18 protein-coding genes are annotated in these 20,506 nt (G+C 65.4%); 8 read left to right on the top strand and 10 right to left on the bottom strand.

Going from position 1 to position 20,506, the window contains the following annotated elements; all coding sequences use genetic code 11:
- Positions 1-6 precede the first annotated feature (6 nt).
- The 3 genes from M1P90_RS33225 (at position 7) to moeB (ending at position 2,066) form a co-directional block, all read left to right on the top strand.
- Positions 7-474: a M67 family metallopeptidase gene (locus M1P90_RS33225; RefSeq protein ID WP_483700134.1), complete on the top strand. Its 468-nt coding sequence runs from the start codon at positions 7-9 to the stop codon at positions 472-474.
- 83 nt (positions 475-557) lie between these two features.
- A complete protein-coding gene (locus M1P90_RS33220) occupies positions 558-836 on the top strand; it encodes a MoaD/ThiS family protein (protein WP_483700133.1) in 279 nt (92 codons plus the stop codon).
- Positions 837-914: 78 nt separating this feature from the next.
- Positions 915-2,066, top strand: coding sequence for a molybdopterin-synthase adenylyltransferase MoeB (gene moeB, locus M1P90_RS33215; protein WP_483700132.1), 1,152 nt, complete (start codon positions 915-917; stop codon positions 2,064-2,066).
- 76 nt (positions 2,067-2,142) lie between these two features.
- On the opposite strand, the gene M1P90_RS33210 is transcribed toward moeB, so the two are convergent.
- From M1P90_RS33210 to M1P90_RS33185, 6 genes are all read right to left on the bottom strand, one after another.
- Positions 2,143-2,397, bottom strand: a complete 255-nt coding sequence (locus tag M1P90_RS33210; RefSeq protein ID WP_483700131.1) for a Flp family type IVb pilin — start codon at positions 2,395-2,397, stop codon at positions 2,143-2,145.
- A gap of 105 nt (positions 2,398-2,502) precedes the next feature.
- Complete coding sequence (locus M1P90_RS33205; RefSeq protein WP_483700130.1) at positions 2,503-3,666, bottom strand: vWA domain-containing protein; 1,164 nt, start codon at positions 3,664-3,666, stop codon at positions 2,503-2,505.
- Positions 3,663-4,664 (bottom strand): ATP-binding protein, encoded by a 1,002-nt coding sequence (locus tag M1P90_RS33200; RefSeq protein ID WP_483700129.1) that lies wholly within the window; start codon positions 4,662-4,664, stop codon positions 3,663-3,665. Before M1P90_RS33200 ends, M1P90_RS33205 begins: the two co-directional genes overlap by 4 nt.
- Before the next feature lie 62 nt (positions 4,665-4,726).
- Positions 4,727-6,727 carry a variant leucine-rich repeat-containing protein gene (locus tag M1P90_RS33195; RefSeq protein ID WP_483700128.1) on the bottom strand — a complete coding sequence of 667 codons (2,001 nt, stop codon included), beginning with the start codon at positions 6,725-6,727 and terminating at the stop codon, positions 4,727-4,729.
- A gap of 255 nt (positions 6,728-6,982) precedes the next feature.
- The gene (locus M1P90_RS33190) at positions 6,983-7,195 is read right to left on the bottom strand and encodes a hypothetical protein (protein ID WP_483700127.1); all 213 of its coding nucleotides are present in this window, start codon (positions 7,193-7,195) and stop codon (positions 6,983-6,985) included.
- A 60-nt stretch (positions 7,196-7,255) separates the two neighbouring features.
- Entirely contained in the window at positions 7,256-9,844 is a 2,589-nt protein-coding gene (locus tag M1P90_RS33185; protein ID WP_483700126.1) for an ATP-binding protein, read from the bottom strand.
- A gap of 293 nt (positions 9,845-10,137) precedes the next feature.
- On the opposite strand from M1P90_RS33185, the gene M1P90_RS33180 reads away from it, so the two are divergent.
- On the top strand, positions 10,138-10,362 hold the full coding sequence (locus M1P90_RS33180; RefSeq protein WP_483700125.1) for a hypothetical protein: 225 nt from the start codon (positions 10,138-10,140) through the stop codon (positions 10,360-10,362).
- A 133-nt stretch (positions 10,363-10,495) separates the two neighbouring features.
- Here M1P90_RS33180 and M1P90_RS33175 read toward each other — a convergent pair whose 3' ends face one another.
- The gene (locus M1P90_RS33175) at positions 10,496-11,686 is read right to left on the bottom strand and encodes an alanyl-tRNA editing protein (protein ID WP_483700124.1); all 1,191 of its coding nucleotides are present in this window, start codon (positions 11,684-11,686) and stop codon (positions 10,496-10,498) included.
- Between the two features lie 134 nt (positions 11,687-11,820).
- On the opposite strand from M1P90_RS33175, the gene M1P90_RS33170 reads away from it, so the two are divergent.
- Positions 11,821-12,567, top strand: coding sequence for a cysteine peptidase family C39 domain-containing protein (locus M1P90_RS33170; RefSeq protein WP_483700123.1), 747 nt, complete (start codon positions 11,821-11,823; stop codon positions 12,565-12,567).
- Between the two features lie 55 nt (positions 12,568-12,622).
- Here the strand turns inward: M1P90_RS33170 and M1P90_RS33165 are convergent, their stop codons facing one another.
- From M1P90_RS33165 to M1P90_RS33155, 3 genes are all read right to left on the bottom strand, one after another.
- Positions 12,623-13,093 (bottom strand): plastocyanin/azurin family copper-binding protein, encoded by a 471-nt coding sequence (locus M1P90_RS33165; protein ID WP_483700122.1) that lies wholly within the window; start codon positions 13,091-13,093, stop codon positions 12,623-12,625.
- A 399-nt stretch (positions 13,094-13,492) separates the two neighbouring features.
- A complete protein-coding gene (locus M1P90_RS33160; protein WP_483700121.1) occupies positions 13,493-14,680 on the bottom strand; it encodes a DUF1501 domain-containing protein in 1,188 nt (395 codons plus the stop codon).
- A 108-nt stretch (positions 14,681-14,788) separates the two neighbouring features.
- Entirely contained in the window at positions 14,789-16,390 is a 1,602-nt protein-coding gene (locus tag M1P90_RS33155) for a DUF1800 domain-containing protein (RefSeq protein WP_483700120.1), read from the bottom strand.
- A gap of 243 nt (positions 16,391-16,633) precedes the next feature.
- Here M1P90_RS33155 and M1P90_RS33150 point away from each other — a divergent pair, with 243 nt between their 5' ends.
- The 3 genes from M1P90_RS33150 to M1P90_RS33140 all read left to right on the top strand — a co-directional run bounded on the left by M1P90_RS33150 (position 16,634) and on the right by M1P90_RS33140 (position 20,436).
- Positions 16,634-18,565 carry a DUF2207 family protein gene (locus M1P90_RS33150; protein ID WP_483700119.1) on the top strand — a complete coding sequence of 644 codons (1,932 nt, stop codon included), beginning with the start codon at positions 16,634-16,636 and terminating at the stop codon, positions 18,563-18,565.
- A gap of 62 nt (positions 18,566-18,627) precedes the next feature.
- Positions 18,628-19,215 carry a TFIIB-type zinc ribbon-containing protein gene (locus M1P90_RS33145; protein ID WP_483700118.1) on the top strand — a complete coding sequence of 196 codons (588 nt, stop codon included), beginning with the start codon at positions 18,628-18,630 and terminating at the stop codon, positions 19,213-19,215.
- 177 nt (positions 19,216-19,392) lie between these two features.
- Positions 19,393-20,436: an SPFH domain-containing protein gene (locus M1P90_RS33140; protein WP_483700117.1), complete on the top strand. Its 1,044-nt coding sequence runs from the start codon at positions 19,393-19,395 to the stop codon at positions 20,434-20,436.
- Positions 20,437-20,506: the final 70 nt, after the last annotated feature.

Raw genomic sequence — 20,506 nt, 5'->3', positions numbered from 1 at the left:
AGCACTATGATCATACTTTCAAACACCGCCCGCCAGGGCATCGAGCAGCACGCCGCCGAGAGCTTCCCGCACGAATGTGTTGGCCTGCTGATCGGGCGGCTCGAAGGCCAGCGCAAGCACGTCGAGGCGATTTACCGCGCGCAGAACACCTGGACGAGCGAAGTTGGCCTGACAAATGCCGAGCACGAGCACTCACTGGCCGACCGCTTCTACCTCGACCCGCGCGACTACATGAAGGCCGACCGGGCTGCGCGCGCGCAGGGGCTGGATATTGTGGGCTGCTACCACTCGCACCCCGATCACCCGGCCATCCCCTCTGAGCGCGACCGCGTTGGCGCGCAGGGCGTGGGCGGCGGATCGAGCTTTTCATTCCTGATCCAGAGCGTGCGCAGTGGGCTGGCCGCCGAACTGACGAGCTGGCTGCTCAGCGAAGATGGCGAGCGCTTTATTTCCGAAGAATGTATCACCGAATGATAAGGGCGAAGCAGTCGCTCTCAGTTGTGCGTCGATCTAGATTGTGGGCGACTGCTTCGCCCTCACGGTATGAGGAGCATTCGATGGCGGTCAACATTTCCATCCCCACCGCGCTGCGCCAGTATGCCAACGGCAGCGGCAGCGTCTCGCTTGAAGCAGGCACCGTCGGCCAGCTGCTCAACCAATTGCTCGAGCAGTTCCCACAGCTTGGCAAGCAGCTGTACAGCGAGCAGGGCCAACTGCGCAGCTTTGTGAACGTGTATGTTGGCGACGAAGATATTCGCTACCTGCAAGGCACCGATACCGCCGTGCCCGATGGCGAAACGGTGAGCATTATTCCGGCAATCGCTGGCGGCAAGTAATTTAGGATTTACGATTTGCGATTTACGGCGTGTGCGCTCCTGATCACAAATCTCCAATCGTAAAACATGTGGAAACAAATGAGAGAAGTTCAGCTTTCCAATGAAGAAATCGCCCGCTACTCGCGCCACCTGATCCTGCCCGAGTTTGGCATGGCCGGCCAGCGCAGGGTCAAGCAGGGCAGCGTGCTCCTGATCGGCACGGGCGGGCTTGGCTCGCCGCTGGCGCTGTACCTGGCCGCCGCGGGCGTGGGGCATATCGGGCTGGTGGATTTTGACGTGGTGGACGAAAGCAACCTGCAGCGCCAGATTGTGCATGGCACCGGCACGCTGGGCGTGCGCAAAACCGAATCGGCGAAGCGCCGCCTGGCCGACCTGAACCCGAACGTTGAAGTGACCACCTACGAAACGCAAATTACGTCGGACAACGCGCTTGAGCTGATGCGCCCCTACGACGTGATTGTGGACGGCACCGACAACTTCCCGACGCGCTACCTGACCAACGACGCCAGCGTGATGCTCGGCAAGCCGAACGTCTATGGCTCGATCTTCCGCTTCGAGGGGCAGGCGACGGTCTTTTCGCCGAAGGATGGCGGGCCGTGCTACCGCTGCCTCTACCCCGAGCCGCCACCTCCCGGGCTGGTGCCAAGCTGCGCCGAGGGTGGCGTGCTGGGCGTGCTGCCGGGCGTGATCGGGACGATTCAGGCCACCGAGGCGATCAAGCTGCTGGCTGGCATTGGCGACACGCTGGTGGGCCGGCTGATGCTCTACGATGCGCTGAATATGCGCTTCCGCGAGCTCAAGCTGCGCCGCAACCCGAACTGCCCGGTGTGTGGCGACAATCCGAGCGTCACCGAGCTGATCGACTACGACCAGTTTTGCGGTATCTTCCCCGAGCCGGTGCATACCGACACCAGCGGCGAGATCACGCCAGCCGAAACGGCGGAGTGGCTGCAGCGCCCCGACGCGCCCTTCCTGCTGGATGTGCGCGAAGCCAATGAATGGGAGATCGGCCACCTGCCCGGCGCGACACGCATCTCAGTTAACGAGCTGCCCAACCACCTGAACGAGCTCGACACCGCGCGCGAGATGGTGGTGTACTGCCGCAGCGGCGTGCGTAGCGCCAAGGCGGTAGGTATTCTGAAGCAGGCCGGCTTCCGCAAGGTGAAGAACATGAGCGGCGGGATTCTGCGCTGGTCGGATGACGTGGACCCTTCGATCCCGAAGTACTAAACGCCAACACTTCAACAACAGAAGGCGGGTCGGCACGTGTGCCGACCCGCCTTCTGTTGTGCTAAAAACCTGGGCTTCAGCGGCAGCGGTTGCTGTTGCCGTTGCCGTTGTCGGTATGCATCGTGCCGCCACTAAGCGTACAGTTCGCTTCTTCAAACACATCGCTGGTTTTGCGGCCCACCGAGCTCATAATCCCAATGACCACGATTGCGATCATCACCAGGATAAGGGCGTACTCGACAAGCCCCTGGCCAGCAGCCTGGGTGTGCCGCTGGCTCTTGCGGGCCAGTGCGTGCACGAACCGTGCAGGAAACGGGAGAAAAAGAAACATGGAAGTCTCCTAGACGATTGGAACAATAACGTACTGCACAGAATACCAGCACGCCGTATCCAACGCCATAGGATATTATGACTAGCTGCCTATGACCCACACAGCCTAGCGCGGCTCGCTTTCCAGCAGGCGCACCGCCTCGCCAAAGGGAAAGGCGTCGAGCGCGCGCCCGCCAGCGGTGACAACCCATAGTGTTGGCAGTTCGGATGGTTCGGCCGGGAAGTCGCCGTAGCCGTCGGTGAGGTAGACGCAAACGGCCTGCTCGCGACCATCGTAGCGCTCACGCACGGCCGCGAAGAAAGGGCGGAAGTCGGTGCCGCCGCCACCAATTGGGGGAGGAACCTCGCCGTGGGCGGTGAGTTCGTAGGGGCCGTAGACGTCGGCATCGGCGTAAAACAGCTCGCAGACGACATGCGGGTAGGCGCGCAGAATGCCCTGCACTTCGCTTACCAGCGCGCGGATCTGGCGCTCATCGACCGAGCCGCTGGTGTCGACGCACACAAACACGCGCACCGAGTCGCTGCTGAGCGCTTCGAGATACAGGCCCTGGTGCACAAAGCGCCGGTCGAAGCCAGCGAAATCGCTGGGCGTTTGCACAATGTAGCGCCACAAGTGCGCGTGCCAGTCGAGCCGCGCCGGGCTGAGCATGCCAAGCTCGCGCGCCAAGCCAGACGGCAGCCGCCCCTGCGCGACGTGGAGCGCGATCATGCCGGCGTGCTGGTGGGCGTCGCGCCAGTGCGCTTCGAGCGCGGCCTGCCGCCCGCTTGCGATGCTATCGCTTTCCGCGCCGCCTTCGCCAGACGGGCCGTGCGGCGCGTCGAGCAGATCGACGCGGCGCGGTTGCGGCGGCTGCGGGTCGCGCTGCAGCAGCTCGTACACTTCTTCCACGCTGAGCTTTTCGCGGCGCGGGTCGCGCAGCGCGTCGGGTGGCAGCGCCACGCCCTCAATCTCGGCGATCAGCCCGTTCACCACAATGTCGCAGGCCACATTCCACAGCTGCGGGTCTCGCGTGCCGCGCCGGGGCACATGGAGCAGCGCGGCGTGCATCACCTCGTGGAGCAGTAGCTCGTCCTGCTGAGGCGGCGCGAGCGACTGGAACAGCGTTGGGTTCACAAACACGCTGCGCCCATCCGTTGCGGCGGCTTCCACTGCCTCGCTCGGCTCGATGCGGGCGAACAGCGCCAGCGTGGCGAAAAAGGGCGTGCGCATGCGCAAGCGCAGCAGCGCCGCGCTGATCAGACGCTCGATTGGCGTTTCTGCCGGCGTCATACGCTCATCAGCCGCTGGTAGTCTTTCAGAAAGCCTTGCAGACGGTTGTCGTTCATCACCAACTGCGCGAGCGCGCCCATCTGCCCGCTGGCGCGCATGCGCCGAAAGATGTCGGCGGCGAATAGCTGCACCCACTCGGCGGCGGCCTGATCGGCCAGCCAGGTGAAGGCGTGGTGCGCGGCGGCCGCATCGGTGGCGCGCATGGTCAGGCCGATTGTGGTGGCGTAGCGCGCCGACGGCTCGGCGGGGAAGGGGATGGCCGCGCCCGCGCCACGCAGGATGGTTTCGAGGTCGGGCAGGGCAGTGTACAGCTCGACAAAGGCAGCAAACTCAGCCGCCGCAGCCGCGCCAATGACTGGCGCAATATCCAGCCCGACAGTGTGCAGACTGGCGGCCATGACCCACGAGCGCGGCGAAGGCCAGGCCGGCTGGCGCGGATCGAGCTGATGCAGCACCGTGGTGCGAAACGACAGAAAGGCGATGATCTGCTCGTGGACGCCGTGTTCAAGCGCAAAGGCTTTGAAGCTCTCGAAATCGGGCTCGACGTCGAGGTGAACAAAGCGGTTCGCCAGCGGCGCGGGCATGTCGAACACGGCGGCGCGATCTTCCTTGCGGTTGCCAGCCGCCCAGATAAACCAGCCTTCGGGCACTTCGTAGCTACCGACGCGCCGGTCGAGAATAAGCTGCTGGGCCATGCCCTGCATGGCGGGCGGCGCGAGATTCAGCTCGTCGAGGAAGAGAATGCCCGCGCCGTCGCGTGGCAGAAACTCGGGCGGGTACCAGCGCGACACGCCATTTTCGGGCACGGGCAGGCCGCGCAGGTCGGTTGGCGCGAGCTGCGACAGCCGCAGGTCGATACAGCCAAGATTGTGGCGCGCGGCGGTCTGCGCGACAATGCTCGATTTGCCGATGCCGGGCGGCCCCCAGATCATCGTGCTGAGCATCAGGCGGTTATGCACAAGCGCGTCGAGGTAGTTCGCAAGGTCGCTGGGTCGCATCGGTGCTCCTTCTCTTCAAATGTGCGCGCTTTCAAAGCTTCGTACCTTCGCAGTTCAAATGCTTAAAGCTCAGGTGGAAGCTGCGCCAGGGCATCGCGGGCGGCGGCACGCACGAGAGCGTTGCCATCGTCGGCAAGCCGGGCAAGCGTGCTGCGCGGGGCGCGCGGGTTACGCGCAATTGCCAGGCGCTCCAGCCACTCGGGCGAGCCGGCGCGCGCCTGTACATAGGCAGCGGGTGCGAGCGGGTGCGCCAGCGCCAGCATGTGATAAAAGCTCTCGCTGCCGCGCGCGCACATCTCAAGCGAGCGCTCCAGAATCAGCTCGCGCGCGGCGTGTGGCGTGAGCGGGTGCGCCTGCACGGCCCGCCGGACATCGACGGCGAGGTCGCCGGCCAGCCGCTCAAGAATCGCAGGAGAGACATTCGGGTGCTGCACCACCGCCAGGCGCACGCGCATATTCGACCACGAGTAATCGGCGGCGAAGCGCGCCAGAATGGGCTCGGGCGTGTTCGGGTTTTTGGCGACGCCGCGATGCACCGCCAGAACGTCGTCGTCGGCCAGCCACACCAGCAGATCGGGCGGCAGCGCGGGGTTGCCCGCTGCGGCGGCGCGCACGGAGGCGTGTGGGTCTTTGGCGAGGCGGGCCAGCAGCGCAGGGTCGACATCGGGGCGGGCGGCGAACTCGGCGCGGACGGCCGGGCGCGCATCCTCGGGCAGTTCGGTGGGCGTGGCGTGCGGCGCATCAGGCGAAGCAGGTCGCGCAGATCTGGGCGGGCTGGTTATTTCAATTGGTATTCCAAGCGTGCGCGCGGCAGCTTCCCGCACACGTGGATGTACATCATTGCGCAGCGCTTCCAGCACAGCGCCTGGCGCGGCGGAGTTACGCGCCACGCCCTGCCGCACCACGCGGTTGGCATCGCCGGCCAGCTCGGTCAATGCGGCGGCGGGCGTGTGCGGGTTGCGCGCTGCGGCCCAGCGCACGTCGTGCGTGGCGTCGGCGGCGAGGCGGGCCAGCAGCTCGGGCGCGGCGGTAGGGTTGCGGGCCAGCGCCTGACGCACATCGGTCGCAGGGTCGGCGGCGAGCTGCGCGAGCCGTTCGGGTGGGGTGGATGGATTGCGCGCCACACCTTGCCGCACGCTGCGATCCGGGTCGGCGGCGAGCGTGGCGAGTGCGTCGGCGGGCGTGTGCGGGTTGCGCGCAGCCACGCGGCGGGCGTAGGTTCCGCTGCTGGCAAGTTCCGCCAGAACAGACACATCCAGCGTCGGGTCGGGCGGGGCATAGCGCGCCAGGTTGCCACTTGCACCTGCACGACGTAAAAACCTCAACGCTGCTCGCGAATTGGCGGGGCTACGCACCAATGCGGCGCGCAGTGGGCGCTCTGGCGCGGCGGCAATAGCCGGCAGCAGCCATTCGGGCACAGCGCCCAGCGTAAGAAGCTCCAGCAGCAGGTCGGGGCTATCGGGCAGTGGGGCTTGCGCGAGCGCGGCGGCGGCCTGGGCGGGCCAATCGTGCGTTTCGCCCGCGTAGGCGACGTGCAGGCGCGCGGCGGCAGCGACATCGGGCAGGCCGTAGGCGACCAGCCATTCGAGAAACATGCGCGGCACGCCGGCATAGCGCAGGAGGCCGCGCACCGTCGCCACTGGAATCTCGCCGGGCAGGTTCGGGTTTTCCAGCAACAAGAGGAACAAGGCCGGGTTCGCGCAGAAATGTGCCGGCACAATGCCAGCCAGCCGCACCAGCGTTTCGACCGGCGTGTTCGGGTTTGCGGCGACGGCCGCCAGCACCGGGTCGTCGGCACGCATTCCCAATTCTTGCAGGTGCGCAGTGGCGATGCTGGGCGTGCCGTGCGTCATCAGGGCGACGGCCTGGGCAGCAGGAAGCGGCAGGGCGTCGAGCATGCGCGCGCCGAGTTCGCGCAGGAGTTCGGCCGGGGCGGCGGGGTTGGCCGCAACCAGCGGCGCGAGTTGGGGATGCTGCGCCAGCTCCCACAGGCGCGGCGCGGGAGTGGCCGGATTGGCAGCGTCGTCGTATGCTTCGGGGGCAGGAAGGGAATCGCTGGTCATGAGCACCTTCTGCGCGCAGCATTATTCCGCCGCCAGCATAGCACACTCGCCTGGCAGCGTCTACACCTACAGCAGGTCGCAATGGGCAGCCAAGGTCAAAGTGCCAAAATTCATCCGCAGATTACGCAGATTACGCAGATTAGAGACTTCATATCTGCACAATCTGTTGATAGTGGCGTTGCCATTTCAAACGAATGAAAGACGTATACGCCTAACGATATGTTGTAGGAGAAAACCGAAGCGTTTTTATTCTGCTCAGGAGCGTGGCATGAAGATCAGGGTCACGATTGCCGCGAGGATGGCAGTGATCGGCCCGATCACAAAAGCCGAGGTCATTGCGGCTTCCATGCCGCGGTCGTGCGTATTCGAGGAAAACAGATTGATGAGCAGCATGCCCCCGAAGAGGCCCAGCAGGTAGCCGCCCACCAGCGCGCCACAGCCAACCAGCACCATTTTGAACACGGCCATTCCTCCTCATTGCAGAGCTTGAACACAGGGCCAGCATTCTTATTGTAGCGCACCACGCAATCAGGCAACCAGATCAATCGCCTCGGTGAAGCTCAGCTCGCGCCCGCGCGCTAGCGCAGCTTCAAGTGCCGCTGGGGCGAGTAGCGCGTGCACAGCAGCGTATACCTGCGCGCAACCGGCCTTGTCGATACTGAACAATTGCAGCCGGAGCCGGTCGCGCAGGGCCTCGGCCGAGCCGATCAGGTGGGCGGCAATTTCGGCCTGGCCGACGCTGGTTTGGGCGTACGCAATTGTGGCCATGGCGGCAAACACCGACACCGGGTCGTCGACCGTTTGCGCCAGCGCAATTGCTTCGAGCGCGTGCGCCTGTGCGCCAGCAGTATCACCTCCTGACGCCAATACGTAGGCCAGGCCAACCAGCGCCCAGCATGCGCCCTGGGCGTCGCTTTGTTCGCGGGACAGCTGCAAACTTTCGGTGAGCATAGCCCGCGCTGTGTCGTAGTCGCCGCGCAGGGCCGCGATACGCCCGCAATCGGCGAGCGAGTAGATAATGCCGTGAACGTCGTTCAGCGCACGCACCATCAGCAGCGCCTTTTTGTACTGCACCTCGGCGCGCGCCAGGTCGCCCTGCCGCAAGGCGGTTTCGGCCTGAAACATCAGGCTAAACGCCTCGCCGCGCAGCGCGCCGATCGAGCGGAAATCGGCATAGGCGCGTTCAAATAGCTGTTTGGACTCAATGAGGCTTTGGCGTTCGAAGGCGGCGCGGCCGCGGGTAAGCTGGCTCCAGCCGCACAGCCAGGTGATGCCCTGTTCACGCGCTATCTCGAAGCTCGCGGCGGCGAACTCTTCGACGCGGGTAAAGTCCTGCTGATCCACGGCGAGGGTGGCCAGGTTATTCAGAATGTGCGCCACCGACGGCAGATCGCTGGCGGCGCGCGCCAGCGCCAGCGCCTGGTGCAAGCAAACTTCGGCCTGCTCAAGCTCGTGCTCGCAGTAGAGAATAAAGCCCAGGCCATTCAGGGCGCGGGCGCGCGCCGCGTCGGGTGTGGGCGGGTTTTCGGGGGCGAGCGCGCGGGCGAGCCAGCTATGCGCCTCGCGGTAGAAGCTGCGGATCTGCCAGAACAGCCAGAGCGCGCCGCCCATGCGCTGCGCAATTTCGGCCCGCAGGGCGCGTGGCGCGGGCCCGTCGGGCGTGGCCTCGCCCAGGCACCAGGCCAGCGCGGCGCGCATGTTGTCGTGCTCGGCGTCGAGGCGGGCCAGCCAGGCGAGCTGTTCCGCGCCTTGCAGCCCAGCGTCGGCGGTTTCGGCCAGCGCCAGGCAGAACTGCGCATGGCGCAGGCGCACCGTCTCGGCATCGGCCTGCGTGGCGAGCTGCTCAAGCGCGTATTCGCGCACGGTTGCAAGCATGCTAAAGCGCGGCTCGCCATCGGGGCCAGCGTGCTGCGCAAGCAGGCTTTTGTCGATCAGCGACTCGAGCAGCGCCAGTGGCGGCGCGGCACTGCCAGCCAGCGCGGCAACTGCTGCCAGCGTGCACTCGCCCGCCACCACGCCAAGCTGGCGAAACAGCGCCTGCTCGGCCGGCTCCAGCAGATCGTAGCTCCACCCGATCGCGCTGTGAAGCGCCTGGTGGCGCTCGGGCAGGTCGCGCATGCCGCCAGTGAGCAGCTGCAAGCGATTGGCCAGGCGCGCAAGCAGGGCGGCCGGGCCGAACAGTTTGCTGCGCGCCGCCGCCAGCTCAATCGCCAGCGGCAGGCCGTCGAGCTGGCGGCAGATCGCCGCGACGGTTGGCACATCGGCGTCGGCCAGCACGAAATCGGGCCGCACGGCGCGGGCGCGCTGCGCAAACAGCTGCACAGCTGGCGAACGCAGCAACTCGGCGGGCGGCGCGTCGCCGCCAGCGGGCAGGGGCAATGGCGGCACCGCAAACTCGCGCTCGGCGGAAAGGCGCAGGGCGGCGCGGCTGGTGGCCAACACCTTCAGGCCCGGCGCGGCCGCCAGCAGCGCGGCGAGCTGCGGGGCAGCCGCCAGCAGGTGCTCGAAGTTGTCGAGCAGCAGCAGCACGCGTTTGTTGCGCAGCCAGGCCAGCAGCGCGTCGTGCACTGCCTGGTTGCTGGTGGTTTGCACGCCGAGCGCCTGGGCAATTGCCGGTTCCACCGCGGCAGGGTAGGGCAGCGACGCAAGCGGCACGAAGTATGCACCGTCGGGGAAATCGCGGGCGGCGTTGTGCCCGGCCAACAGCGCCAGACTAGTTTTACCTACGCCGGGCGAGCCAATCAGGGTCACCAGGGCCGTGTCGCCGCTGCCAAGCAGATCGGCCAGCGCGGCCAGCTCGGGTTCGCGCCCGATCAGCGGGTTGCGCGGCAGCGGCAGCACCGGCATAAATGCAGCCGCGCCGCCCGGCGAGGGCAGCCGGTCGGGGGCGAGCTGGGCGCGGGCGGCGCGCACGAATGCCGGCCGGTCGGCAACCGCCAGCTCAAGCTGCCGGGCCAGCAGCTCGGCCACCTGCGCAGAAGGGCGCCGCTCGTCGCCTTCGATTTTGCGAATGGTGACGACGGCGCAGCCCACCCGCACGGCCAGCTCGGGCCGGCTCAGGCCCAGCGCCTCGCGGCGCAGACGCACCCACTCGCCAAACGATACCGTTGCCTCCATGGGCCAAACTTCCTCCGCTGGCATGCCACCTTGCGCCGAACTGAAACGTCTGGATCAGCGGGGCATGCGCGCCTGTGTTTCGCAAAGAGCTGTGCTTCGTATGATAGCAAATTTAGAATATATTTGCTACCGAGTATCACTTTTTGTATCCCTCCGCGCTACCAACGCCACGCGCCACTGTGGCTTAATAGCGTTGCAGGTTGCTGCCGGCGCGTATCGCATACGCCGACCCCGTTGATACGTCAGAAACGCAGCCTGCACGCCGGGCCGCATGATGATAGTGGAGGAATGTGATGAGCAGTTGGATGCAATACGAAGCCACCAAGGTGGCATACGCCGAGCAGCAGCTCCGCGACCGGCACGCGATTTACGACGACGTCGAGCGGCCGGGGATGCTGCGCCGGCTGGCAAGCTGGCTGGGGGCGCGGCTGGGCCGGCAGCAGCCGGCAGTAGGTGAGCGCGGCGCACTTTCGGCGCAGGAGCTGCGCAGCGCGCCACGAGGCTACCGCCTGAACTAAATCAATACTCGGTCAAGTAAGAACGCCAGGAACACTTTACCACCAAGTCACCAAGGCACCAAGGTCTACAGGAAGCCATAAAACTTGGTGTCTTCGTGTCTTGGTGGTTATTTACGTCGTCGGTCAACGGCCGTCAGGAAGCGCGCAATCGCTCGACCGCTGCTTCCAGCGCGGCCTCAAGCTGCCCGCCATCGGGCAGGCCGCCCTGCGCCAGCGCCGGCTGGCCACCGCCACGCCCGCCAAACTGGGCCAGCGTTTCGCGCAGTAGCCGCCCGCAATCGACCTCAAGGTGCTCGGCGCGGGCGAAAACAAGCTGCGTTTTCTCGGCGCGCAGACCCAGCAGCGCCACGCCACCGCGCTCGGCAACCGCCTTCGCCAGCGCGCGCACCTCGTTCAGGTCGCGGTCGGCAAAGGCCTGGCGCACCACCTGCACAATCCCCGCAATCTCGGCCCGGCTGATCAGGTCGGCCGCTTCAAAGCCAATCAACTGCTCGCCCGATGCCTCCAGGCGCTTGCGGGCGCGCTCCTCGGCATCGCGCACGCGCCCCACCGAGGTTTCCACTTCTTCGGGCGCGACGCTCAGCGCGCCAGCAATGCGGCCCAGCGCGGCGTTCTTCCAGCGCAAATCGCGGGCGGCGCGCCCGCCGCACACAAACTCCACGCGCAGGGTGGTGCCGCGCCGATCCCAGCGCCGAATGTGGGCCATGCCCACGCCGCCAGTGCTGCGCGGGTGCGTGCCGCCGCAGGCCGAGTGGTCGAAATCGGGCACCGACACCACGCGAATCGCGTCGTGCGCGGTGGGCGGCTTGCGCAGCGTGAGCAGGGCCAGCTCTTCGGGCGAAACAAAGCGCGCCAGCACCGGCCGATCTTCCCAGATCACGGCGTTGGTCAGGTCTTCGACGGTGGCGGCCTGCGCGGCGTCGAGCGCGGTCGCGTCGAGGTCGATGGTGGATGCCTGCGCGCCAAGATGAAACGACACCGTCTTCATGCCCAGCGCGCGCTCAAAGGCCGCCGAGAGCAGGTGCTGGCCGTGGTGCTGCTGCATGTGGTCGAAGCGACGCGCCCAATCGACCTGGCCCTGCACAAGCTCGTCGGCGAGCGGGGCGGCCAGCGTGTGCCACACCACGCCATCGTCGGCCTGCACATCCAGCACAGCAACGCCGCCAAGCAGGCCAGTGTCGGCGGGCTGGCCGCCGCCCTCGGGGTAAAATGCGCTTTGGTCGAGCGCAACCGCCGGCTTGCCAGCGCGCTCGGCCCGCGCAACCACGCGCGCGCTGAACTGCGCCAGGTAGGGGTCGGCGAAATACAGTCGTTCTGTTTGCATCTCTTCTCCTCGCTGCGAGCAACCGCGCCTATTGTAGCGCAAGCCCGGGCGCCTGTGATCATGTGCTTGAAAAGCGCGCCACAAACCGTTTATACTGTAAAGGCCGCAAGCACCGCAACTGTTCGGAGGATAGCATGACATTTCCGGCGTTTGTTCATACGGTTAATCGAAATATCGCCGATGGCGACTGGCCAGTCGAGGGGCAGGGATGGAACGAGTGCGGCTGCACAGCCGCATCAAACGCCGGCAACCTCGTTGCGCATGCACTGCGCTACCGCAAAGACGATTTTGTTCGCGAGGCTGGCATGTTCTTCCAGCCGCAGTGGGGCGGCACGCCCAGCCCGGTCACATCCTGGCTGCTGCACCGGCACGGCTTTGGCACGCACTTCGGCAACTTGCAGCAAACCGACTACGAGGCCGTGATTCGCGACCTGATCGACCGTAACATCCCGGTGATTGTGGAATTGGGCGTGGTGAAAATGGGCAATGTGCCGGTTTCTGGCCAGCACTCGGTGGTGGTGGTGGGCTACAGCGAGCCCTTTCACGATGGCAAGGGCCAGGCGCACGAGGAATACTATATTGTCGACGCGCAGTGGCCGGCGCTCGGGCAGTTCTCGCTGAAGTCGAACAACTGGGATTTCAACAACGACGGCGCGGTGGAAGAGTTCCCCGGCAATCGCACGCTTTCGCGGCAGGAGTTCAACGCTGCCTACCCGATGCGCACTTACTTTCCGGTCTTCCCCACGCAATCCGACCACGATGCCTGGTATTCACGCTACATTCGCGTCGAGGGCGGGGTGCCGCTGTTTGGCTGGCTCAGCGGGCGGCTGCTGAGCGGCTCGCGCGATATCTGGCTGGGCAGTGGCGTGCCGGCGATGTAGCAACAAAAAAACCCCCGCCGCGCGTGCGCGGCGGGGGTTGTGCTTCCGGCGTGGGTTACTTCACCGTCAGGGTGCCCTTCATGCCGGCCGCGTGGTGGCCGGGGAAGGTGCACAGGAAGGTATACGTGCCAGCGTCGAGCTTGGCGGTTACCGAGTCGGTCGCGCCACCGTCGAGCAGCTTGGTGTGGGCAACGATATTGGCATCCTCAGGGATATAACCCTTGGCATCACCAGCAGCAACACCTTCTTCATCGACCTTGGTGGCAACATCGTCGCCGCCCTTAACCAGCACCCAGTTGTGCTTCTGGGTAGCCGAACCGTTCTTGAAGGTGACCTTGACATCGCCGGGCTTGGCCGTCAGGTTCGCCGGGGCAAAATTCAGGGCCTCACCCGCAGTCGAAACATTTACGCTCGAAGCACCACCCTCGCCGCCGCCCGTGCCACCACCACCGCCGCCACACGCCGCCAGGGCCAGCGCGCTCGCCAGCGCCACACCCGCCAGCCATTTCCGTCCATTGAGCTTCATTCATCAACTCCTTTGTTCTAAACATCTGCCAGGAAATTGACCGTGTGTATTATCTCACAATCGACTTCATTGTCAAATAGAAGCCGAAAGTCGCGTGATACTGGCCAACTGGGCCTGTGATATTTGGCATACACCCGCCTCGCCTAGCGCATATAGCAACCAGCGTGCCGGGAAGAAGAAAAAAGAAGCATGTGGCAGAAATTCGGCTGTTTCCGTGGCAAGGCCATCTCAGCCCGAGCGCGGGCGCAGTGCCCGGGCGGCTGCGCAGATGACTAGGAATAGTATAGCTTGGTTGGCGTTCGTTTCTGCTCATTGAGACGAAGGACGAAGGACGAAGCCAGCATCGTCTTTCGTCCTTCGTCTTTGATCATACCCCACAGCGAATTCCGTCGCGTTACGCTACCCTTCGCGCACAATCCCCTGAAAGTTGAATGCGCTGTAGCCCGGAAACACATCGCCCAACGCGCGGTTGCCCAGGCGCTTTGCGACGATCTCGCCCAGCACATCGCGGAAATCGGTGGTGACCTGCAAATCGCCCGGGCCGTACAGCTGCTCGGCGTGCAGGCCGGGCCAGCTCGCATAGGCCTTGCCGCCCACGACATTGCCGCCCAGCACGAACATCGCATTGCCGTGGCCGTGGTCGGTGCCGCCGCCGCCATTTTCGGCCACGCGCCGGCCAAACTCGCTCATCGTCACAATCGTCACACGCCCGAGATTCGCGCTCAGGTCGGTGTACAGCGCGTGCAGGCCGTCGGCAAACTCTTTGAGGTTGGCCGCCATCTCGCCATCCGCGCCGCCCTGGTTGACATGCGTGTCCCAGTCGCCAATGTCGGCACAGGCCACTTCCAGCCCCATGTCGGCCTTGACGAGCTGGGCGATCTGCATCAGCGCGCGGCCATACGGGCTTTCGGGATATTTCGCGCCGTCGCTGGGGCGGTACTGGCTGGGGTTGAGCTTCGCCATCAGGTCGAGCGCGGCCAGGGTTTGCTGACCCGCGCCCGCCAGCAGGCCCGCGCCCCGGTACAGCTGGCCGTGCGCGGCGCGCACCTTCGGCAGCTCGGGCGGGCGCGATTGCAGCGTAAAGGCTTCCAGGCTGGTCAGCGCAGTGGCAGCCCCGCCGCGCAGCGAAGCCTGCAACAACGCGCCAAAACCCACCGCGCGAAAGGGCGAGTCGTCGGTAGCGGTGGTGGCGGCGAGTTGCCGGCCCAGCCAGCCACTGGCGGTGCTTTTCTGGCCGGGCGTGCCGCGCTCCATGTAGTCCATCGCGTCGAAATGCGAGTGCGTGGGGTCGGGCGAGCCGCAGGCGTGCACCACCGCAAGCTGCTTGGCGTCCCAAATTTCCTTGAGCACGCCAAGCGCGGGGTGCAGGCCGAAAAAGCCATCGAGATCGACCGCGCCGCCGTCGGTGCCGGGCTGGCCGATCGCCACGCTGCTGCGCTGGGCGTAGTAGTCTTTGTCGCCATGCGGCACCACCATATTCAGGCCATCGGCACCGCCGCGCTGGAAAACGCAGATCAGCACGTCGCGCGGCTGCTCGCTGGCGGTCGCGAGGCGCATTGCGTGATTCGTTTGTTCCTGGGTTGTCATTGGGTGTTCCTCTCATGTATCGAGAACGGACGACAGACCACCGACCACGGTCGTCATTCGTCCTTCGTCATTCGTCTTTCAGTCTGCCCTGAGCTTGTCGAAGGGTCGTTAGTGCACCTGAAACGCAGGCGAGGCCATGATCAGGCCGGCCAGTTCGGGCAGGCGCGCACTCAGCTCGGCGCGGGCCGGCACATATTGCTCGCCCTGCCCGTCACCAATGTACTCAACCAGCGCGGCGCGCGCGTCGGCGGGCAGTGGCGCGGGCAGCAGCGCCATGGCCAGGCCATCGGCAAGCGTGCCAGCAGTGTTTGCCCCCGCCGGCAGCAGCGCCGCGAGGTTCGGCTGCGCGCCGCGCACGCGCCCTTCGGCCAGCGCAAAGGCCGTGTTCCAGCGCGCCAGCATCGCGCCCGTATTCACCCAGGCCGCGCCCGCCTGCGGGTAGCCATTCGGCGATTGCCACCCGAAAAAGGGCTGGCCGAGCAGCTGAAGCTGGCCGAGCAGCCCAAGGCCGGGGCGGCTTGGGCTCACCAGCGCGTCGGTGAGCGGCACGCCCAGCGCGCGCACCGCCGAGGCCAGCACGCGCACCGGCAGCTTGATCTTCTGCCCTGCCGAGGCGCGAAACTCATCGGACTGCCAGATCATTCGCAGCACCGGGCGCACGTCAGTGTCGCTGGCGAGGTAGGTTTGCGCGGCGCGCTCGATCAGCGCGGGCGGCGGGTCATCCGACACAAACGCCGTGCAGAGCTTGGCAGCAATGCGCTGCGCGGTAGCAGGGTGCGTCGCCAGGCGCGCCAGCAGCGTTTCGCCTTCTTCCATGCCGCCGCCCGCTGGGAAATCGAGCTGGAGAAACTCAACGCGCTTAGCGTCGGCGTCGTGCAGGCGCGGCACAAACTGAAAGGTGCCGGCAGCATCGTCGTTGGCGCGGCGGATTGTCCAGCCCGTCAGCACGCGCGCGACGGTGTGCACGTCGTCCTGGCTGTAGCCGCCATCGGCGCCGACGGTGTGCAGTTCCATTACCTCGCGCGCATAGTTTTCGTTCAGGCCGGCGGCTTGCTTGCCGCGCCGCGCTCCCGGCCGCACATTGTCGGCGTTGTCGAGGTAGATCAGCATGGCTGGGCTTTTGGCCGAGGCCAGCAGCAGGTCGCGGAATTTGCCGAGCGCGTATTTCCGCACCACCTCGCGATCGTCAACAGTTTTCAGCCACTTGGCCTGGTTCTTGCCGATATAGATATTGAGGTGGTTGCTCCAGAAATCGACCATGACTTCGAGCAACTGGCACTCGCTGAAGCACGCGCGCAGCATCGCCGCCAGCTCCAGCTCCTGCATAATTGCGCGCGGGCCGGGGTTGCCGCCACGTGGGTACTGCGCCAGCAGCTCAGTCGCGTTGAGCGAAAGGGTTTTGAGCCGCGCTAACTGCGCGTCGAGCGCCGAGTCGTCGATCTGCTCGGGCGCAAGCTGCTGCTCGATCAGCGCATCCCAGCCAAGCTGCGCCGCGCGCGCCAGGTCGCCGGGGCGCGGGCCGTAGGTAATGCGGCTGAGCAGGTGCGCCAGCGCGGGTGCTTCTGCGGAAGTTGCCCATGTTGCCGGGTTCGCCAGCGCCGCGCCAGCCGAAGGGGTAGCCCGCCCGCACGCGCCCAGCCAGGCCGGCAGCGCAAGGTATGCGGCGGCCATGCCCGAGGTGCGCAGAAATTGCCGTCGGTTCATGTTCATATGTCGTTCCTCCCAAATCGCTGATGTCAGCGTAGCGCGCGGCTGTGAAGATGCTGTGAACGGCGTATGCGCATTGCGCGAAGACGCCCGAATTCGCAATTTCGGCCCCGCTGCGACCCAGCGGCACGAAAAAGCGTATATACTAGGGTGAGAACAACCGACGTCAGTCTCACCCTTTCTCTCTTGGCCAGCGCGCCACGCACGCCGGCCACCGTTTCCGCGACTGAAGGTAGGTGATCATCGATGAATACACTCCTGTTTCGCTGGCGACATGGGGGGCACCGGCTGATACTCGGCTTTGTGCTGCTGCTTGCCGCCCTGCCCTTCGCCGCGCCCGCCGCCGCGCAATCCAAATCCGTCACGGTCGAAAGCCGCAACGGCGACGCGACGATCCTGCCCAACGGCGATGTCCAGATGATCGAAACGTGGCAGACGCGCTTCGACGGTGGGCCGTTCCGCTTCGCCTTTCGCGACATCCCGCTCAACCGGGTGGAAGACATTACCGGCTGGGGCGTGAGCGAAAATGGGCAGCAGTACCGCCAGGCCAGCGGCGAAAGCCCGAACACCTTCACGCTCGACAACACCGGCAGCTCGAAAAAAATCACCTGGTATTTCCCCGCCACCACCAACCAGACCCGCACCTTTACGCTGCGCTACACGCTCAAGGGCGCGCTGCGCATCTACGACGCGGGCGACCAGTTCTTCTGGAAGTTTATTGAGTCCGACCGTGGCTACACCATCAACCAGTCGCAGGTGACGGTACACCTGCCGCAGGGCGTCACCCCCAGCCAGATGAAGGTTTCGACCTACCGCAACACGAGCGAGGAAAGTGGGCACGCGCGCATCGACGAAGACGGCACGGCCGTGTTCGATGGGCGCTCGTTCAGTGGCGGCGCCGAGTGGGAAGTGCGTGTGCAGTTCCCGCATGGCGTGGTGAGCGCTGCCAAGCCAAGCTGGCAGGCTGCCGACGACGCAGCGATTGCGGCAGAAGAAGCGCGCAAGGCCAGGCAGCCCTTCTACAGCCTGATTGTGCTGGTGAGCTCGATGCTGCTTGGGCTGGGCGGCTTTGGCGGCCTGTACCTGATGTGGTACCGGCGCGGGCGCGACGTGCCAAGCGGCGTGGTGGCCGAGTTCTACCCCACCCCGCCCGATGATGTGCCGCCCGGCGTCGTTGGGACGCTGATCGACGAGCGCGCCGACATGAAAGATATTGTCGCGACGCTGGTGGACCTGGCGCGGCGCGGCTACCTGCAGATCTCGGAAGAAACCAAGCAGGGCTTTATTGGCAGCTCGCGCGACTTCACCTTTGTGCGCGGCAACGCCGACCTGCGGGAGCTGCGCCCCTACGAGCGCACACTGTTCGAAAAAATCTTTGGCAGCTCGCGCGACCAGCGCACGCTCGACAGCCTGCGCAACGAGTTCTACACCACCATTCCCACGCTGAAAAAGCAGATGTACGAAGAGGTGGTGAAGCAGGGCTACTTCGACGAAAACCCCAACAGTGTGCGCAACCGCTACACCCTTTTTGCTGTGCTGTTTCTGGTGGTGGCTGTGCTGGCGGGCTGCTTCGGCACATCGCTGGTGGCCCTCTACACGCCGCTGGCACCGCTGCTGGGCTTTGTGCTGATCGCGCTGGCGGTGGGCTTCCTGATCCTCAGCCGCGCCATGCCGCGCAAATCGGCGCAGGGCGCGACATCGGCCGCCAAGTGGCAGGCCTTCCGCCGCTACCTCGAGCGCATTGATAAATACACCAATGTCGCCGAAGCCAAAGACCAGTTCGAGCGCTACCTGCCCTACGCCGTGGCCTTTGGCCTGGAGCGCAGCTGGGTGCAGCGCTTCGAGCAGGTGAACACGCCCGCGCCGACGTGGTATTACCCCTACGGCTATGGCTACGGCTACCCGCACAGCCAAACCCATCACGGCCGCGACACCACTGGCACGCCGGCTGGCCAGGGCGGCCAGGGCGGCGGCATGCCCTCGCTCGACCAGATGGCGGGCGGCGCATTCAGCGGCCTGAACGCGATGAGCTCGGGCTTTTTCGACATGCTCAACTCGACCTCGTCGATCTTTACCAGCGCGCCATCCAGCTCGGGCAGCGGCGGCAGCGGCGGATGGAGCGGCGGCGGTGGTGGCGGCGGCGGCGGCGGTGGTGGCGGTTCGAGCGGTTTCGGTTAGGCGTACCAGCCAAAGCTGGCGATATACCACTTTTCTGACTTGCTGACAAAGGAAATAAACGCATGAGTGGAAGCGGGAAAACCGTCGGCATGATCCTGATGGGAGCCGGCGTGGTAATCTTCCTGATTGTCACCCTGTTTGTTGGCTCGGGGCTGACCTCGGGGCAAACCGGTGGCTCGGGCGCGATCCTGGGTATTGGCCTGTTTGGCGTGCTGCCGCTGCTGATCCTGGGCGGGCTGGGCGGTTACCTGTTCACGCAGGGCAAGCGCGAAGAGGTGGAACTGGCCGGCGTGCGCAAGAAAGAGCGCCTGCTTGGCCTGATTCAGGCGCAGGGCAAGGCCCAGCTCAACAGCATCATTGTCGAGCTGAAAATGACGCGCGATGAAGTCAAGCAGGACATCTACGAGCTGGTGCAACAGGGCCTTTTCACCGGCTATATCGACTGGAGCACCAATACTTTTTATTCCAAGGATGCCGCGCAGGTGGGCAGTAATAAATGCCCGAACTGCGGCGGCGTGCGCGAGCTGGTGGGGCAGGGCATTGTGAAATGCCAGTACTGCGGCGCGGAGCTGTTCATCCCGCCCGGCGCGCCGCAAACCACGGCCACGCCCACGCCGCCGCCCGCCAGCCCGCCGGCCGCGCAGGCGTAGTTTTCACCACGGAGGCGCGGAGGCACGGAGACAGGAGACAAGGAGAAAGGGAGACACAAAGCACTGCAAGCCCTTTGCGGACTCTGCGTTCTTGGCGGTTCATTCCGCGTCCTGTTGCAGCGAGGCGTATGCGATACGCCCCGGCTGAGAAACCCGCAACTTATTAAGGAGGATTGAATGGCGCGAATTATTGATGTCATCGAGTTTGTCGACGAGACCGGGCGCGAAATCATTCACCGCGAGCCCGAGGGCGAGGCATTCGACATTCGCTTTGGCTCGCAGCTGATTGTGCGGCCAAGCCAGGTCGCGATCTTCTTCCGCGATGGCCAAGCACTCGACTCATTCGGGCCGGGCCGGCACACGCTCACCACCGCCAACTTGCCCATCCTGTCGGGCCTGATTGGCATGGCCACTGGCGGGCGCACGCCCTTCCCGGCCGAGGTGGTGTTTGTCAACATGCGCCAGTTTATCGACCAGAAGTGGGGCACGCCCGAACCCATCACCGTGCGCGATTCGACCTTTGGCATGATCCGGCTGCGCGCGTTCGGCACCTACGCCTTCCAGGTGAAAGAGCCAATGCAGTTTGTCAACCAGATCGCCGGCCAGCAGGGCATTTTCACCACTGGCGAGCTGGAAAACTACCTGCGCAGCTTTATCATCCAGCGCTTCACCGACGTGCTGGGCGAGCAGCAGCGCAGCCTGCTCGACATGGCCGGCCAGTTCAGCGAGCTGAGCACCAGCGCCAAGGCGCAGCTGGCCGACGACTTCGCCGCCGTGGGCCTGACGCTGGCCGCGCTGTATGTTGGCTCGATCTCGCCCACCGAGGACACCGCCAAGGCGATCGACGAGCGCGCCTCGATGGGCGCAATTGGCGATATGGACGCCTACATGAAGTTCAAGGCCGCGCGCGCAATGGGCGATGCCGCCGCCAACCCCGGCGGCGCGGCCGGCACTGGCGTGGGCCTGGGCGCGGGCGTGGGCCTTGGCACCGCAATGGCTGGCGCGCTCGGCCAGGCCATGCAGCAGCCCGCGCGCCCGGCAGCCCCGCCCGAGGCGGCCCCGGCTGCGGCGGCGGCCAGCGCCGGCCCGCTCACGCGCGCGCAGGTGCAGGACGCGATTGACGCGCTGGATATGCGCTTCTCCAAGGGCGAAATCAGCGAAGACACCTACAACCGCATGAGCAAAAAGTGGGAAGATCGCCTGAAGGAGCTGGGCGGGTAAAACCGGCCACTTTTCCCAGAGCCATACGTTGGAATGGGAAACGGCATTTATCCGCAGATTACACAGATTA

It is taken from the genome of Kouleothrix sp. 19917, from assembly GCF_057073505.1.
This window is presented reverse-complemented; position numbering and strand designations above follow the sequence as displayed.